The organism is Cellulomonas algicola (assembly GCF_019024305.1).
GTDB lineage: Bacteria > Actinomycetota > Actinomycetes > Actinomycetales > Cellulomonadaceae > Cellulomonas > Cellulomonas algicola.
The window spans coordinates 1-16,167 of record NZ_JAHKSJ010000017.1 but is presented as its reverse complement, the minus strand read 5'-3'; the positions used below and the strand labels follow the sequence as shown (position 1 = coordinate 16,167).

Annotated in this window: 17 protein-coding genes and 1 riboswitch; of the genes, 4 read left to right on the top strand and 13 right to left on the bottom strand. The window is 75.0% G+C overall.

What is annotated here, in order from left to right; all coding sequences use genetic code 11:
* Positions 1 to 21 precede the first annotated feature (21 nt).
* From KOV94_RS13455 to KOV94_RS13420, 8 genes are all read right to left on the bottom strand, one after another.
* On the bottom strand, positions 22 to 1,200 hold the full coding sequence (locus KOV94_RS13455) for an FAD-dependent oxidoreductase (RefSeq protein ID WP_218052321.1): 1,179 nt from the start codon (positions 1,198 to 1,200) through the stop codon (positions 22 to 24).
* A gap of 137 nt (positions 1,201 to 1,337) precedes the next feature.
* Positions 1,338 to 2,354, bottom strand: a complete 1,017-nt coding sequence (locus tag KOV94_RS13450) for an ABC transporter substrate-binding protein (protein WP_124341696.1) — start codon at positions 2,352 to 2,354, stop codon at positions 1,338 to 1,340.
* Positions 2,355 to 2,434: 80 nt separating this feature from the next.
* A complete protein-coding gene (locus tag KOV94_RS13445) occupies positions 2,435 to 3,241 on the bottom strand; it encodes an amino acid ABC transporter ATP-binding protein (RefSeq protein WP_225916665.1) in 807 nt (268 codons plus the stop codon).
* The gene (locus tag KOV94_RS13440) at positions 3,238 to 4,362 is read right to left on the bottom strand and encodes an amino acid ABC transporter permease (RefSeq protein WP_308160540.1); all 1,125 of its coding nucleotides are present in this window, start codon (positions 4,360 to 4,362) and stop codon (positions 3,238 to 3,240) included. The genes KOV94_RS13445 and KOV94_RS13440 overlap by 4 nt, the downstream gene beginning before the upstream one ends.
* A 10-nt stretch (positions 4,363 to 4,372) precedes the next feature.
* The gene (locus tag KOV94_RS13435) at positions 4,373 to 4,939 is read right to left on the bottom strand and encodes a GNAT family N-acetyltransferase (protein ID WP_218052320.1); all 567 of its coding nucleotides are present in this window, start codon (positions 4,937 to 4,939) and stop codon (positions 4,373 to 4,375) included.
* Entirely contained in the window at positions 4,936 to 5,808 is an 873-nt protein-coding gene (locus tag KOV94_RS13430) for a DUF1684 domain-containing protein (RefSeq protein ID WP_162352596.1), read from the bottom strand. Before KOV94_RS13430 ends, KOV94_RS13435 begins: the two co-directional genes overlap by 4 nt.
* A 14-nt stretch (positions 5,809 to 5,822) precedes the next feature.
* Entirely contained in the window at positions 5,823 to 7,211 is a 1,389-nt protein-coding gene (locus KOV94_RS13425; protein WP_218052319.1) for an NtaA/DmoA family FMN-dependent monooxygenase, read from the bottom strand.
* A 10-nt stretch (positions 7,212 to 7,221) separates the two neighbouring features.
* A complete protein-coding gene (locus tag KOV94_RS13420; protein ID WP_218052318.1) occupies positions 7,222 to 8,373 on the bottom strand; it encodes an LLM class flavin-dependent oxidoreductase in 1,152 nt (383 codons plus the stop codon).
* 268 nt (positions 8,374 to 8,641) lie between these two features.
* Positions 8,642 to 8,755: riboswitch (SAM riboswitch) on the bottom strand.
* Positions 8,756 to 8,888: 133 nt separating this feature from the next.
* Between KOV94_RS13420 and KOV94_RS13415 the strand changes: the two genes are divergently transcribed.
* From KOV94_RS13415 to KOV94_RS13405, 3 genes are all read left to right on the top strand, one after another.
* On the top strand, positions 8,889 to 9,269 hold the full coding sequence (locus tag KOV94_RS13415) for a nuclear transport factor 2 family protein (protein WP_218052317.1): 381 nt from the start codon (positions 8,889 to 8,891) through the stop codon (positions 9,267 to 9,269).
* 157 nt (positions 9,270 to 9,426) lie between these two features.
* Positions 9,427 to 9,582 carry a DUF4175 domain-containing protein gene (locus KOV94_RS13410; protein ID WP_148090454.1) on the top strand — a complete coding sequence of 52 codons (156 nt, stop codon included), beginning with the start codon at positions 9,427 to 9,429 and terminating at the stop codon, positions 9,580 to 9,582.
* 39 nt (positions 9,583 to 9,621) lie between these two features.
* The gene (locus tag KOV94_RS13405; protein WP_124341689.1) at positions 9,622 to 9,813 is read left to right on the top strand and encodes a CsbD family protein; all 192 of its coding nucleotides are present in this window, start codon (positions 9,622 to 9,624) and stop codon (positions 9,811 to 9,813) included.
* Between the two features lie 22 nt (positions 9,814 to 9,835).
* Here KOV94_RS13405 and KOV94_RS13400 read toward each other — a convergent pair whose 3' ends face one another.
* Together KOV94_RS13400 and KOV94_RS13395 are read right to left on the bottom strand one after the other, a co-directional pair.
* The gene (locus KOV94_RS13400) at positions 9,836 to 10,288 is read right to left on the bottom strand and encodes a hypothetical protein (RefSeq protein ID WP_124341688.1); all 453 of its coding nucleotides are present in this window, start codon (positions 10,286 to 10,288) and stop codon (positions 9,836 to 9,838) included.
* Between the two features lie 55 nt (positions 10,289 to 10,343).
* Positions 10,344 to 10,757, bottom strand: a complete 414-nt coding sequence (locus tag KOV94_RS13395) for a hypothetical protein (RefSeq protein ID WP_218052316.1) — start codon at positions 10,755 to 10,757, stop codon at positions 10,344 to 10,346.
* 179 nt (positions 10,758 to 10,936) lie between these two features.
* Between KOV94_RS13395 and KOV94_RS13390 the strand changes: the two genes are divergently transcribed.
* Entirely contained in the window at positions 10,937 to 11,905 is a 969-nt protein-coding gene (locus KOV94_RS13390) for an NAD(P)-dependent alcohol dehydrogenase (RefSeq protein WP_218052315.1), read from the top strand.
* A gap of 124 nt (positions 11,906 to 12,029) precedes the next feature.
* Here KOV94_RS13390 and KOV94_RS13385 read toward each other — a convergent pair whose 3' ends face one another.
* The 3 genes from KOV94_RS13385 to KOV94_RS13375 all read right to left on the bottom strand — a co-directional run.
* Positions 12,030 to 13,217 (bottom strand): peptidoglycan-binding domain-containing protein, encoded by a 1,188-nt coding sequence (locus KOV94_RS13385; protein ID WP_308160539.1) that lies wholly within the window; start codon positions 13,215 to 13,217, stop codon positions 12,030 to 12,032.
* A gap of 265 nt (positions 13,218 to 13,482) precedes the next feature.
* A complete protein-coding gene (locus KOV94_RS13380) occupies positions 13,483 to 15,207 on the bottom strand; it encodes a hypothetical protein (protein WP_218052313.1) in 1,725 nt (574 codons plus the stop codon).
* A 210-nt stretch (positions 15,208 to 15,417) separates the two neighbouring features.
* On the bottom strand, positions 15,418 to 16,167 hold a 750-nt coding region (locus KOV94_RS13375), incomplete at its 5' end, for a cellulose binding domain-containing protein (protein ID WP_218052312.1).

The following is a 16,167-nucleotide window of genomic DNA, read 5'->3' as shown; positions in this document are numbered from 1 at the left end:
GCGCGTGGTCGGGTCGGGGGGTCAGGTGCGGGCAGGGAGGGCGGTCCGGTGCAGCGCGAACCGCGCGGCCGCGGCACGCGTCGGCCCGTCGGGGTCCTCGGTGGCGAGGTCCGCGAGCACCCGCCCGACGGCGGGCGCGAACTTGAACCCGTGCCCGGAGAACCCGGCGGCGACGACCACGCGGCCGCGCCGGTCGAGCACGAAGTCGTGGTCGGGCGTCGTCGTGTAGGTGCAGGACACGGGCTCGAAGGAGTCGGGGTCGGCGCCTGGCACCCACGTCCGGACGTAGTCCCGCAGCCGCGCGAGCTGCCCGGGCTCGGGCTCGTAGGTCCGCCGGTCGGGGTCGGTCACGGGCCCGACGCCGTGGAAGCCGATCTTGAGGCCCTCGACGGGGTCGACCAGCCCGTACGTGCCGCTCGGCCAGCCGCCCGGGTCGAGCGGCTGGTGCGTGAACACGGGCCACGACTCGGGCGTCGGCGCGGCCGTGCGCAGCGCGAAGTGCGCGGGCTGCTCCTGCGTGACGACGAGGGACGGCAGCCCGTCGGCGACCGCGGCCGCGTCGGCGAGACCGGCACCTGCGCCCGTCAGCAGACGCTGCGTCCAGGCACCGACGGCGACGACGACGCTGCGCGCGACGACCTCGTCGGTCGTGGTCCGGACGAGGACGCCGCCCGGGACCTCGACGAGCCCGGTCACCGCGGTGTCGTGCCGGACGTCGGCCCCGTGCGCGCGGGCCGCCTCCTGCAGCGCGGCCACCGCGCGGTCGGCGTGCAGCCGTCCTGCGGTGCGGCTCTCGTGCAGCACGCGCGTCTCGAACCGCAGGCCCGGCCACCGCTCGGCAGCCTCGGCGGGCTCGACCCAGCGCGCGAGGACGCCGCGGGCTCGCAGCGCCTCGGCGACCTCGTCGGCCGCCGGGCCGCCGTGGCTGATGCCGTCGGTGTGCTTGAGCACCGGTGCGACCCCGGCCTCGTCCGCCACGGCGGACCACAGCGGCAGCGCCTCCTGCGCGAGGTCGAGGTAGTCGGCCTGCGCGTACGTCGTGCGGTAGATCCGGCCGCTGCCGTGCGACGCGCCGTGCGCGTGCCCGGGGCCGAACCGCTCCAGCAGCACGACGTCGCGCCCGCGCCGGGCGAGCTGCCAGGCCGCGGCCGCGCCCATGACGCCGCCGCCGACGACCACGTGGTCCACGGCTGCACTCATCGATCTCTCCTTCGGTCGCACGGGGGCTGCGACGGCTGGGGGGGACGGGGCCGGTCGGGCGTCGCACCTGACCGGCCCCGCGACCGGTCACCGTCCCCCAGGGACCGGTCTGGTCGAGGAGGTCCTGAAGCAGACGCTCACTCGGTCTTGGGCAGCCCGGGCGGGTTCTCCTCGGACTTCTCGATCGCCTCGTCCTGCAGGCCCCAGCGCTCGAGGACCTTCGCGTAGGAGCCGTCCTCGATCGCGTGGTTGAGCGCCGCGGTGAACGCGGCCGACAGGCCGTTGCCCTTGAGGGTCGCGGCGGCGATCTGCGCGGTGTTCGGCCAGCCGCCGTTGAGCGTGCCGACGACCTTGAACTCGTCGGGCGAGACCCGCACCTTGTACGCGGCGGTCGCGTTGGGGCCGAACGAGACGTCGATGCGGCCGGACTGCAGCGCGAGGATCGTGTCGCCGTCGTTCTCGAAGTACTCGACCTTGACGGGCTCGAGACCGGCGGCCTTGTTCTCCTCGTCCCAGGCCAGCAGGATCTTCTCCTGGTTGGTGCCGGAGCCCACGGCCACGGTGAGGCCCGCGATGTCGGCGGGCTCCGTGATCGACTCGAGGTCGGAGTCCGCGCGGGTCAGCCAGCCGAGCTGGTCGACGCGGTACGACGCGAAGTCGTAGAGCTCCTTGCGCTCCTCGGTCACCGTGATGTTGGAGATCGACGCGTCGACGTCGCCGGACTGCAGCGCGAGCGGCCAGTCGGCCCACGCCTTGACCTCCCACTCGACCTTCTTGCCGAGCGCGTCGCCGATGAGCTGCGCGATGTCGGTCTCGTTCCCGATGGGCGTCTTCTCGTCGTCGGCGAGGAACGCGAGCGGCGCGACGTACGCGGACACGGACACCTTGAGCGTGTCGACGTCCTTGTACGCGTCGGGCAGGAGCGCGATCGCCTCCTCCGACTCGGTCGTGCGGATCCTGTCCTGGTCGGCGGTCGTGTTGACCTCGAGCCCGGCCTTCTCCGCGGCCTCGGCGAGGTCGCTGCCACCGGCCGGCTCCTCCGCGTCCGCGCTCGACGAGCAGGCGGCGAGCGTGACGAGCAGCGGGAGGGCGACGGCGGCGGCGAGCAGCCGCGTGCGTCCGGGGGCTCGGCGTGCGCCGATCGTGCGGGTCATGGGTGGTGCCTCTCGTGTGGTCCCTCGGGGCGGGGACGGTGGGGTCGGGTCGTGCGGGGGTCGTGCAGCGCTCGACGGGGTCACAGGACCTTGTCGAGGAACGCCCGGGTCCGGGCGTGGGCGGGGTGGTCGAGCACCCGGGCGGGCGGGCCCTGCTCGACGATCCGGCCGCCGTCCATGAAGACGACGGTGTCGGCGATCTGGCGGGCGAACGCGATCTCGTGCGTCACGAGCACGATGGTCGTGCCGCCGTGCGCGAGGTCCTGGATGACGTCGAGGACCTCGCCCACGAGCTCGGGGTCGAGCGCGGACGTCGGCTCGTCGAACAGCAGCACCTTGGGCCGGGTCGCGAGCGCGCGGGCGATCGCGACGCGCTGCTGCTGGCCGCCGGAGAGCTGCCGGGGGCGGGCGTCGGCCTTGTCGGCGAGCCCGACACGGTCGAGGAGCGCGCGCGCCTCGGCCTCGACCTCGGCACGCGGCCGGCCTTGGGCCGAGACCGGCGCCTCCGTGACGTTCTCCAGCGCCGTGAGGTGCGGGAACAGGTTGAAGGACTGGAAGACGAAGCCGATCTGCGTGCGCTGCCGCAGGATGTCCTTCTCCTTGAGCTCGCGCAGCGAGTCCCCGCGGCGCGCGTACCCGATGAGGTCGCCGTCGAGCGCGACGAACCCGCGGTCCACCTTCTCGAGGTGGTTGATGACGCGCAGCAGCGTCGACTTTCCGGAGCCGGACGGGCCGATGACGACGGTCACCTCACCGGGGCGGACCACGAGGTCGACGCCCTGGAGCACCTCGAGCGTGCCGTACGACTTGTGCACGCCGTGCACCTCGAGCAGCCCTCCGGCGGCCGGCGGCGTACCCGTCCGTGTGCTGGTGGTCGTGGCGGTCATGCCGCACCTCCCTCGTCGCGTCGCTGCCCGCCCGAGCGCACGCCGGCCAGGCCGCGCTGCCCCCCGCGCGAGCCGAAGCCCGGCGGCACGCTCGCGTGCACGGGCCGGCCCGCGACGCGGGACCAGGCGAGCAGCACGTTCCAGCGCGCCTTCTGCAGCGGTGTGGGGGGCAGCGTGCGCAGCGCGCCGCGGGCGTAGTACCGCTCCAGGTAGAACTGGGCGATCGTGAGGGCCGTCGTCAGGACGAGGTACCAGATGCCCGCGACGAGCAGCAGCGGCACGACCTGCAGGTTGCGCCCGTAGATCACGCCGACCGTGTAGAAGAGCTCGCCGTACGCGAGGACGTAGACGACCGACGTGCCCTTGACCAGGCCGATGATCTCGTTGACCGACGTCGGCACGATCGTGCGCATGGCCTGCGGCAGGACGATCCGCCACTGCTGGCGGGCGCGCGGGATGCCGAGCGCGGCCGCGGCCTCGTGCTGGCCCTGGTCGACGCCGAGGATGCCGGCGCGCACGATCTCGGACGAGTACGCGGCCTGCGACAGCCCGAGGCCCAGGATCGCGGCGCCGAACTTGTCGACGACGTCGAGCGTGCCGAACTCGGTGAACGACGGCCCGAACGGGATCCCGAGCGACAGCGTCGGGTACAGGTACGCGAGGTTGTACCAGAGCAGCAGCTGCAGGATCAGCGGCACCGACCGGAACACCCACACGTACGCCCAGGCGACCGACTGCAGCAGCGGCGAGCGGGACAGGCGCATGAGCGCGAGGACCGTCCCGAGGCCGAACCCGACGACGGCCGCGACGGCGGTCAGCCGGACCGTCCCCCACAGCCCTTCGAGCACGGACGGCCAGGTCAGGTACTGCCCGACGACGTCCCAGCCCCACTTGTCGTTCGACAGCAGCGAGCTGACGACCATCGCCAGCAGGACGGCGACGGCGGCGGTCGCGACCCACCGGCCGGGGTGGCGCGCGGGCCGGACCCGCAGGCGCTCGAGCTCGTCGCGCGCGCTCGTCCCGGCGGGCACGCGCGCCCCGTCGGGGACGGCGACGGGGACCGGGACGACGTCGGCGACGCGGCGCTGCACGTCGTCGTGACGTAGGTCGATGGTGCTCACGAGGTCCTCCTCACAGCCACTTCTCGAAGGGCAGCGGTCCCGTGGTGGGCGGGTCGCTCGGGTCGAACAGCGGCCGGTAGCCGGTCGCGAGGTACAGCGCGGCGGCCTCGGGCTGCCGGGGGCCGGTCGTCAGGTAGAGCCGCCGGTACCCGGCGGCCTCGGCACGCGGCTCGAGCTCGGCGAGCACGCGGCGGGCGAGGCCGCGGCGGCGGTGCGCCGACGACGTCCAGATCCGCTTGAGCTCCGCCGTCGGCAGCGCAGGACGCCCCTCGGCGTCGCGGGCCGCGGGCCGCTCCAGCAGCTCGACCGGGCCGACCTCGGGCTCGGTGCGGTGCCGGAACGCACCGCCCGCGACGGGCTCGCCCGCCTCCAGCAGCAGCACGAGGTCGCCCGCCGGCGGCACGAACTGCTCCGCCGGGTACCGGTCCATCTCCTCGCGCAGGTCGCGCTCGCCGAACAGCTCCGCGTACCGGGTGAGGTACTCGGTCGCGAGCTCGTCGAGCAGCGGCTGCACGCGCGGGTCGGACAGCGGGACGGAGACGACCTCGAGCACCGCGTCCGTGGCGGGCGCCGTCACGGCCGTGCCCCGAGCGGCGCGCGCTCCCCCGCCTCGACGGCGAACGGCAGGTGGTTGCCGAGCACCGGCGACGGGCACGTGCCGAACTCCGTGAACGCGTACGGCAGGTTGAGCGTGCGGTTGAGGTCGAGCCGGATCGTCGCGGAACCCTCGGCCGGGCGCGCGGTGTGCAGCACGCGCCACCCGGCGACGTCGTCGGCCTCGTCGGAGAAGAGCAGCGCGACGCCCTCCTTGCCGGGGGCACCGACGAGCCGCAGCGTCCGTGCGACGCCGCCGCGCTCGACGTCGACCTCGCCGACCAGGGTCGCGTCGTGCACGAGGCCGGCCTGTGCGGCCCCGACGACGACCCGCTGCGGGGCGTCGTACCAGCGCACGGGCGCGTCGAGCACCCAGGACTCGTCGTAGGCGAACGTCGGCACCCCGGTGAACCGGGCGCGGGTCGCGGCCTGCGGGTCACGCAGCCGCAGCGCGTAGCGCCCGGTCCGCCTGACCAGCTCGACCACGACCTCGACCTCGTCGGGCGCGGCCAGCGGGTCACGGCCGGCCGGCAGGAAGCGCGCGACGACCGTCGAGCCGTCCTCGACGACCTCCCACGACCGCTCGCCGCGCAGGGTCGTGCCCGCGTCGGCCGGGTCGACCAAGCCGTCGTCGTCGACCGCGAGGACGTGCGCGCCCTCGTCGTCGGCCCACCACAGGCCGGGCACGCCCGGCAGCGTGCGGCGCTGCGCGCGCAGCCAGAGCAGCGCGACGGGCGTGAGCCAGCCGTGCGGGGTCGCGAGCGTGCGCTCGCGCTCGGTGTGCCAGGCGGCCCACTCGTCACGGGCGGCGGCGGTCCCGGTGTCGGCCGGGCGGATCGCGGTGTCGGTCATCGTGGGGGGCTCCTTCAGCCGACGGGCTGCTGGTCGAGATGGGCGGTGCGGGTGCGGCCGGGGGCGGGCCGGTCGAGACCGAGGTGGTCGCGCAGCGTCGGGCCGCTGTACTCGGTGCGGAACGAGCCGCGCTCCTGCAGCAGGGGCACGACGCGGTCGAGCACGTCGTCGAGCCCGTGCGGCGTCAGATGGGGCACGAGGATGAAGCCGTCGCTCGCGTCCTCCTGGACGGCGCGGTCGATCGCGTCGGCGACCTGCGTGGGCGTCCCGACGAACCCGCCGCGCGTCGTGACGGCGATGACGAGGTCGCGGATCGAGAGCCCCTCGGCCTCGGCACGGGCACGCCACTGCGCGACGACCGGACGCGGGTCCTTGACGTGCCGGACCCGGCCGCGCGTGATGTCGGCGTTGTCGACGTCGGGCTCGACGTCCGGCAGCGGCCCCTCGGGGTCGTAGGACGTGAGGTCGACGCCCCACACCTGCTCGAGGAACGCGATCGCGCCCGGTCCGGAGACCTGCTGGCGCCGGATGACGCGCGCCCGCTCCTGTGCGTCCGCGAGGGTGTCGCCGAGCACGACGGTCGTCGCGGGCAGGATCTTCAGCGACTCCTCGGTGCGCCCGAGCGCGGCGAGGCGGCCCTTGACGTCGCGGTAGAACGCCTGGCCGTCCTCGAACGTCGAGTGCATCGAGAAGACGACGTCGGCGGTGGCCGCCGCGAAGTCGCGCCCGTCGGCCGAGTCGCCGGCCTGGAACAGGACCGGGTGCCCCTGGGGCCCGCGCGGCGTCGGGAACGTGCCGCGCACCCGGAAGTGCGGCCCTGCGTGCTCGACGTCCCGGACGGCGCCGTCGCGTAGGAACGCGCCGGCGGCCCGGTCGCCGAGCACGGCGTCGTCGTCCCACGAGTCCCACAGCGCGCGGGCGACCGCGACGAGCTCGGCGGCCCGCTCGTACCGCTCGGCGTAGGGCAGGAACCCGCCGCGGCGGAAGTTCGCGCCGGTGAACGCGTCCGACGACGTCACGAGGTTCCATGCGGCACGGCCGCCGGACAGGACGTCGAGCGTCGCGAACTGCCGGGCGATCTCCCACGGCTCGTTGAACGTCGTGTTGATGGTGCCGACCAGGCCGAGCCGGTCGGTGACGGCCGCGAGCGCGGCGAGCACGGGCAGCGTGTCAGGGCGCCCGACGACGTCGAGGTCGAAGATCTCCCCCTTGTGCTCGCGCAGGCGCAGGCCCTCGGCGAGGAAGAAGAAGTCGAGGCGGGCGTCCTCGGCCTTGCGGGCGAGGTGCTCGAACGACGCGAAGTCGATCTGGCTGCCGGAGTCGGGCTCGGTCCACACCGTGGTGCTGTTGACACCCGGGAAGTGCGCGCCGAGGTGGATCTGCTTGCGGGGGCGGTTCGTCATGGTCGGCGGCTCAGGCGATCGCGGTCGCGTAGCGGCTGACGGGGCGCGCCAGGCCGAGCGTGTCGCGGAACGTCGTGCCCGGGTAGGACTCACGGAACACGCCCGCTGCGCGCAGCAGCGGCACGACCTCGTCGGCGATGCCGTCGACGTCGGTGTGCAGCGCGGCGGGCCGCAGCGTGAAGCCGTCGACCGCGCCGGTCGTCGTCCAGTCCTCGATCGTCGCGGCGAGGTCCGCCGCGGTCCCGACGTGCGCGGCACCCTCGTGCGTGCGCCGCCCGGGGGCCGTCAGCGCGTCGAGCAGCGCGAGCCGCTCGCGGGCGGCGTGCTCGGTCCCGCCGAGGACCACGAACAGGTCGGCCACCACGCGGAGCTCGTCGGGGTCGCGCCCGACGGCGGCCGCAGCGGCCCGGATCTCGGCGCGCTGGAGCGCGGCGTCGCCGCGGTCGGCGGGGCGGATGCGCACGACGTCGGCGCGGTGCGCGGCGAGCGCGAACGACGACGAGGACCCGACGCGCACGACGACGGGCGGCTGGCCCTGCGGCGAGCGCGGCGTGATCGACGAGCCGCGCACGGCGAACCGCACGCCGTCGTGGTCGATGCGGTGGATCTTCTCGCGGTCGACGAACCGGCCGGTCGGGACGTCGCGGATCTCGGCGTCGTCCTCCCAGCTGTCCCAGAGCTTGCGCACGACGTCGACGGCCTCGTCGGCCTCGGCGACCGCGTCGGCCTCGTCCTGCGCGGGCTTGCGGCCGAACGCGGCGGCGACCTCGTCGGTCGTGGACCAGCCGACCTGCCAGGCGGCGCGACCGCGGCTCACGTGGTCGATCGTCTGGATCGCCTTGGCGACGTGGAACGGCTCGGTGTGCGTGGTGTCGACGGTCGCGACGAGCCCGATCCCGGAGCTGCGCGGGGCGAGCCGGGCGGAGACGAGCGCGGCGTCGAGCCGGCCGCGCAGCGTCGTGTTGCGGCTGGTGTGCAGCGCGAACGCGTCGTCGAACAGGACGTAGTCGAGCGTGGCGCGCTGCGCGGTCGCGACGAGCTGGCCGAGGCGCTCGGGGTCGAACAGGCGGTGCGGCTCGGAGCCGGTCGCGCGCCACGCCTCGGGGTGCGCGCCGGCGTCGGAGAGGTCGAGGCCGAGGTGGGTGCGGGGGGTCACGGTCATGGTGCGGGTCCGTCTCTGGGGTGCACGGCGGTTGCGGGCGCGCCGAGGGCGCGTCCGTGCCGGGACGTGGCGGTGGGGTGGGACGAGACGCCCGCGTCAGCGGGCGGCGGGGTCGGGGCGCGACGGGCTCCGACCGACGGTGCGGCGAGCGCGGGTGTCAGCGCGTGCGACAGGAGCGCAGGGGGCGACAGCGACACGTCAGGACGGCTGCGCGTCCAGGGGCTCGCCCGCTCATCGCTCTCTCCTCACGGCAGGCCGTGGGCCTGCGTCCGCGCCGTTGCCGTGGGCGGTGCGCTCACGGCCTGGTCGTCACCCGGGGCACCCCGCCGCGCGGGAGGGTTGCCGTCCAGCGAGCCGGGGCTTGGTGCTGGAGCTCATGACCCCGAGGTCTGGTGACCCCGGTGACGAGCACACTAGAAATCCCGACTGGATAGGTCAAGTATCGCCGCCGGTCGTTCTCGCATGCTGGACATCGATGTCCACCATGCGCACGTCGCGGTGCCACACTGCCCGGCATGTCCACACCCGAGCCGCACGCCTTCGCCGCCGCCTGGGTGGCCGCTTGGAACGCGCACGACGTCGAGACCGTCCTGGACCACTTCGCGGACGACGTCGTGTTCACCTCGCCCTTCGCCGCCCGGCTCCTGCCCGCGACGCAGGGGGTCCTGCGCGGCAAGGACGCCCTGCGGGCCTACTGGACGGAAGGCCTCCGACGGGTCCCTGACCTGCGGTTCTCCGTCGAACGCGTGCACGCCGGCGTCGACGTGCTCGTCCTCGGCTACCGCAACCAGTCGGGCGGCGTGGTCGACGAGGTCCTGCGCTTCGTCGACGGGCTCGTGGTCGAGGGGCACGGCACCTACCTCGTCGACCCGCCCACCGCGCAGGCGGGCGTCTGACGCAGGACTTCTCACCCCGCGTACCACCGTTCGCACAGGCCCGCCCGACGTGCGGCGCGCCCCTGGTCGCACGACCATGAAGGAGTTGCGACTGGAGAACCGCGGTCGTGGACGTCCGGCGGCCAACCCCGGCCACCGGGTCGAGAGAGGCAGTCAGATGGCTCTGTGGCTCATCCTCATCATCGCCGGCGTGGTGATGATCGTCCTCGGCGTCGCCGTCGAGGCCGCGAAGGTCCTGCTGTGGATCGGCATCATCCTGCTCGTCGTCAGCCTCATCGGCTGGCTCGTCGGCAGAGGGCGTCGCGCCGTCTGACTCCCCCGCACACGACAGCCCTCACGAGAGGAGAGACCCATGGGTCTGGACGACAAGATCGAGCACGCCGCCGAAGAGGCGAAGGGCAAGGTCAAGGAGGGCGCCGGCCGCGCGAGCGGCAACGAGCGCCTCGAGGCCGAGGGCCAGGCGGACCAGGCGTCCGCCAACGTCAAGCAGGCCGGTGACAAGGCGAAGGACGCCGTCGACGACGTCAAGGACGCCTTCAAGTAGACCGCTGCACCGGCTCGGCCGGTCAGCCCCGACGGGGACGGTCCGCACGGGCCGTCCCCGTCGTCGTCCCCGCTGGTCCCGCGGCCGTCCCCGCCCGCGCCGCGCGCATCCGCAGCCCGGCGACGCACTCGACCACGCCGACGGCGGCGAACGCCCACTGCACGGGCGACGTCCAGCCGACGAGCGGCAGCTGCACCGCGACCCACCCGGTCAGCGCCGCGCCGCCCACCGCCGCGACGACGGGCGCGTCCGCCGTCCGTCGCAGCGCGGTCACGAGCACGACCGTCTGCGGGACACCGACGAGGACCGCCAGCGCGACGGCCGGCACGACCGGCCCGGTGAGGGGCAGCACCTGCTCGAGGTCGTCGACGAGCGGCGCGAACGCACCCGACAGGAAGCCCTGCACCCCCGCGACGACCCCGACGAGGGTGAACGCGGAGAGGCCCACGACCCACCGGCGCGCTGCACGTCCCATGGTCCGACGCTGCCACCGCCGTCGCCGTCACGGACCGGACCTCCGTCCCGGGCCGTCAGGACACGAGGATCTGCGTCGCCGACTCCTTGAGCATCGCGTCCGCCCAGCGCGCCTGCCGGATCGTCTCCGAACGGCAGCGCTGCGACAGGTCGACGAGGTCCCGCGCGCGCACGCCCTGCGCCGCCTGGCCGATGAGCTCCCAGTCGGAGGCGACGCCGTGCGCGAGGCCGTGCGCGAGGACGTCGACGGTCCGGAGGTCCGGCAGCAGTGCGAGCTCGGGCGCGCGGGCACGCCCCGGCGTCGTGGTCCGGGTGTGGACGTGGTAGATCGTCCGGCCCGGGACGAGCTGCAGCGGCAGGTCCTCGGACGGCAGCGCGTGCGGCGGCACGTACGGGACCGCGCGCAGCAGCGCCCGCCCCTCGGGGTCGAGCGCCGCGTACTCGTCGGCCTCGCACGGCGCGCCCGTCACCAGGTCGCGGCCGTACGTCTTCGCGTCGCCCGGCGCCGCCGGGAGGCCGTCGCCGTAGAGCCGCTCGGTCCCGAGCGGGCGCTCGTCGACGCGTCGCCCGCGTCTGCACGCCGCCCGGCCGTCGCGACGCAGCCGCTACGGTGGCAGCGCCTGCCCGCCGCACCGGCCCGGAGGACCCGATGAAGGCCGTGGAGTACACGGAGTACGGCTCGCCCGACGTGCTGCGCGTCGTCGACGTCGACCGGCCCGAGCCGGGCCCCGACGAGGTGCTGGTCGCCGTCCGGGCCGTCTCGGTCAACGGCTCCGACTGGGAGGGGCTCACCGGGCGACCCGCCTACGCGCGGCTCGGCGGGCTGCGCCGGCCGCGTCGGCGGGTGCTCGGTTCGGACGTCGCCGGGACCGTCGTCGCGGTCGGCGCCGACGTCACGACGTTCGCACCTGGCGACGACGTGTACGCCGACCTCCTCGACCGCCTCGGCTGCTTCGCCGAGCACGTGTGCGCACCCGCCCGGTCCTTCGCCCCCCTGCCTGACGGGATGTCGTTCGTCGAGGCGTCGGCCGTGCCGCAGGCCGGGGTCATCGCGATGCGCGGCATCGTCGACCGCGGCCGCGTGCGCGCCGGGCAGCGCGTGCTGGTCAACGGCGCGGGCGGCGGCGCCGGCACGTACGCGGTGCAGCTCGCGGTCCTCGCGGGCGCCGAGGTCACGGCCGTCGACACCGCGCACAAGGCCGACCACCTGCGGTCGCTCGGGGCCGTGCGCGTCCTCGACCACCGCGTCGACGACTGGACCCGGCCCGGTCCCTACGACCTGGTCCTCGACCTGGCCTGCTACCGGTCGGTCGGTGCGATCGCGCGCGGCGTCGCCCCCGGTGGCACCTACCTCGTCGTCGGCGGCGCCGTCCGGTCGCTGCTCCAGGTCCTGGTGCTCGGGCCGCTCGTCGGCCTGGCGGGGCGGAAGCGGCTGCGCGTGCTCGCCGTGCCGCTCGGCGTCCGGCACGTCGGGCCGCTCGTCGACCTGCTGCAGGCCGGCACCGTACGCACCGTCGTCGGCCGCACCTTCCCGCTCGAGCAGACCGCCGACGCGCTGCGCCACCACGGCTCGGGCCACTCCGTCGGCAAGGTCGTCGTCACGGTCGACCCGACCTGACACCTCGCGCAGCCGCCCGTCGACGTCAGCCGTCAGTCGTCTCGCGCGCCGAGGGGCCGGCATCCGTCACCTCGCGCCGACGGGCCGGCGTCCTTCACCGCGTGTCGGCGACCGCCGACGACCGTCAGCCCTCGTCCGTCTCCGCATCCTCGTCGGGTGCCTCGTCCTGCGACGCGTCGTCTCCCGGGCCGTCGTCCGGCGCGGCGTCGTCCGCCGGGGCCCCGGCCGCGAGCGCCGCAGCCACAGCCGCCTGCGCCGCCGCGATCGTCGCCGCGTCCATCACACCGGTCGCGGGCACGCCGAGGTCGGTCTGCAGCGCGACGACCGCCTGCGTGAGCGCGTCCGTCCACGTGCCGTCGACGGGCCCGTCCCAGTAGCCGAGCAGGTGCAGCGTCTGCTGCAGCGCGGCCGTCGACGCGACCGCCGCAGTCGCCGCTGCCCCGCCCTTCGCCTCGAGGTCCGCGCGCAGGGCGGCGTCCGTCGCCTTGTCGACCGTGCCCGTCACCGGCAGCCCGTGCGCGGCCTGCAGCGCCTCGACCGCCGCGACCGTCTGCGGGCCGTAGACCCCGTCGACCGGCCCGGTGTCGTACCCGGCGTCGGTCAGCGACTGCTGGAGCGTCGTCGTGTACGCGACGAACGCCTCGTGCGCCGCGGCCTGCTGGTCGTCCGCGAGGCAGCCGGTGGTCACGAAGAGCCGCAGCCACGCGGCCTCGAGCGCCACCGCGGCCGCGTCGAACTGCTCCGACGCCTGCGCGAGCGGCGTGTCGTCGCCGATGCCCTCCTTCACCGCGGTGAGCTCGGCGTCCGCCTGCCGCACGCGCTCGACGAGCTCCGCGGGCGCGAGCGGGGTCGCCGTGGCCGTCGTCGGCTCGACGGGTTCGACCGGCGCCCCGGACGCCGCCTCCGACGCCTCGAGCTCCGCGAGCGCCGCCCGGGCCTGGGCCAGGTCGTTCTCCGCGTCCGTCACCGCCTCGTGCGTGGTCTGCGCCTCCTGCGCGTCGTCGACGACCTGCGCCCGCGGCGCGCGCAGGTCGTCGCCCGCGGTGACGACGTCGCCGACCGTCGGTGCGGTCGAGACGAGCAGGTCGCCGTAGCGGTCGAGCGCGTGGATGTAGCCCGTCGCGCTCGCGCAGAACGCCTCGGTCGCCGCGGCCGACGCCTCCTGCGCCTCCGTCAGCGCGCGTTCCTTCGCCGTGACGTCGGCGCGCGCGCGGTCGAGGTCCGACGGCTCGTCCTCGTCCTGCGCGCACCCCGCGACCAGCGCCACCAGCAGCGCGACCGTCCCGCCCCGCACCCATGTTCGCGTCCCCACGACGTGCTCCTCCCCCGACAGGGTCGGCGCTCCCACGACCGCCGACCGCCCGGGCCACCCCCGCGGCCCCCGCCCATCGTCGACGGGCTGCCGGACGCACCGCCCCACCCGTCGCGGGTGGTCTCGCCCAGCCGCCGGCGCGCACCCCGGCACGACGTCGGGCGGCGTCATGCCGGGCTCGCCCTCGTCACGTCGGAGCCGCCCGCGTCACGCCGGGGCGACCCCCGTCAGGCGGGGTCGCACGTCGCCGGGCGGGGAACCGCTGTCAGGCGGGCGCGAGCGTCGTCACCGTGCCCGTCGACCCGCGGAACTTGAGCGCGCCGTCGGCGACGAACAGGACCCCGCCGGTCGACGCCGTCGCCGGCGTGGCGCTGCTGCGCAGGAACAGCCCGCCGTCGGTGCCGAGCTGGTTGACCGCCCGCCGGTAGAGCTGCGTGTCGCGCGCCGCTGCACCGGTCCCCCACTGCTGGGTGCCGTCGACGAGCGTGACGAACCGCCGCTGCGCGTCGCCCGTGACGTCCGACTGGTAGGCGCGCGTCGTCGCGTCGACGCCCGTGACGAGGGCCCCGTGCCCGCCGGCCTCGAGCGGTGTCACGGTCAGCGCGATGCCGCCGTTCCGCACCACGCGCAACCCGGCCGACGTGCCCCGCTGTCCGCCGACCGTGACGAGACCGGTGGCACGGTCGACGCCGAACGGGGTGTCCACGAGGACGTTGCCGTTCTGGTAGCGCAGCAGCTCGAAGTTCGACCGTCCCGCAACGGTGCGCGCGACCCACCGCGGCTCGCGGACCGTCCCCACCCGCGTGGCCCACACGACGTCCCGGTGGTTCTCCTCGCCGCCCACGACGCGCAGCTGCTCGCCGCGCTGGCTCGTGCCGACCTCGAAGTCCGCCATGTTGGTGCGGATCGCGGTCTTGTCCGTGCCGATCTTGCCCGTCACCGGGTCGATGAACTTGATCTCGAGCCTCGTCTGCAGCTGGCCCAGCGAGTCCGGGACCTCGAAGCCGATGTGCCCGTGCTGCAGGTTCTTCGCGAGGCTCGACGGGTCGTCGTTGTTGAGGAAGTGCGCGCCGAGCCACGCGACGGACTGCGGTCCGTTCGGGTGCCCCGCGACCCACGTGAAGTCGCCGTCCGGGTAGTGCGGCGTGGGCCACGCCGCCCGGTACGTGAGCATGCCCTTGGCGCGCGGGTCCTTGAGCTCGACGCGGATCGACTCGCCGAAGTGCTGGAAGTGCGGCTGGTACGTCTCGAGCACCAGCCGCCCGGTCGAGTCGAAGATCCCGGGCCCGCCCTCGGTTCCGCCCGCCGCGGACGACCGGATGAACAGGCTGTGCGGGTGCGCGGCGCTCCCCACGACCAGGTCGTCGTCGATCGTCTGCGCCGCCGGCAGCAGCACCGACCCGACCCGGCTCCCGCGCGCCGGTGCCGCCGCCGCGCCCTGCTGCCCCGCGACGACCGCCGCAGCCGTGCCGAGCACCATCGCACCGGCCCGGAACGCGGCACGCCGCGTCAGCCCCCGCCCGGCCCCTGCCGCGACCACCGGGTCGCCCGGGACCGGCAGGGCGCCCGGTGCCGCCGCCGTCGTGGCGGCCGCCGTCTCGTCCCGCGGCGCCGCGGCCGTCGCCTCCTCCGCCGTCGTGACCGGGATGATCACGCGCACGTCGTCGCCCTCGTCACCGGGGAGGGGGAACGTGTGCCGGACGGGCGGCTCGCCGTCGAGCTCGAGCGTCACCGTGTACGACCAGCTGGTCACGGGCCGCCCGGCGCCGTCGCTGAACCCGGGCTGGTCGGTCGTCGGCAGGCGCAGCGTCGCACCGCCGTGCTCGTCGAGCGCGACCACCGCGGGTCGCGGGTGGACCGTCGCCCCGCTCGCGTCCCAGACGCGTGCAGTCGACGACCGCACCGTGACGCGGCCCGTCCACGGCGACCCCAGGTCGTCGAGGAACGGGCCGAGGCGCACGGTGGTCGTGCGGATCCGGGTCGGCAACATGGAGGCCCCCTCACGTCGCGTGGTGGGCCGATCATGACCACGCGAGGGCGCCGACCACGGGGAGGCGCGCGGGACGACGAGCACGCTGTCCGCCGACAGGACGCGGGAACGCCGACGGCCCGGACCTCTCGTCCGGGCCGTCGGCGTGCGCGCCGGTCCGTCAGCCGGTGCGGCGACGCTGCGCGCGCCCGCCGCACCGGCCTCGCGGTGTCAGCGCGTGGTGCAGGGCGTGCCGTTGAGCGAGAAGCTCGTGGGCGCCGGGTTGCTCCCGCTGTAGGCGCCGTTGAACCCGAACTCGACGGTGCCGCCGGTCGCGATCGTGCGGTTGTAGTCGACGTTCCGCGCGGTCACCTGCGCACCGCTCTGCGTGGTGGCCGTGCTCCACGCCTGGGTGATCGTCTGGTTGCCGGGCCACGCCCACGTGAGGGTCCACCCGTTGACCGGCGCGCCGTTGTTCGTGATCTTGACGTTGGCCGTGAACCCGACCTGCCACTGCGACGGCGCCGCGTACGTGACCGTGCACGCGCCGGTGGGCTGCGGCGTGGTCGGCGTCGGGTCCGGCGTGGTGGGCGTCGGGTTCGGCGTGGTGGGCGTCGGGTTCGGCGTGGTCGGCGTCGGGTTCGGCGTCGTCGGCGTCGGGCTGGGCGTCGCGCGGTTCAGCGTGTCCAGCACGGAGGTGTAGGCGGCCTTCTTGTTGCCGGATCCGTCGAAGAGCAGCGGTGTGCCGCCCGAGCGCCAGGAGTCGGTGTCGCGCACGCCCCAGACGGTGATGCCGGTGCAGCGCGAGACGTTGAGGCAGGCCTGCACGACCCGCTGGTAGTTCTGCGCCTGCGAGGAGCCCGAACCCTCGATGTCGAGCTCGGTGATCTGCACGTCCACCCCGAGCGCGGCGAAGCTCGACAGCGTCGTCTGGTAGTTACTCGGCACCGGGCTCTGGGAGTTGAAGTGCGACTGGAACCC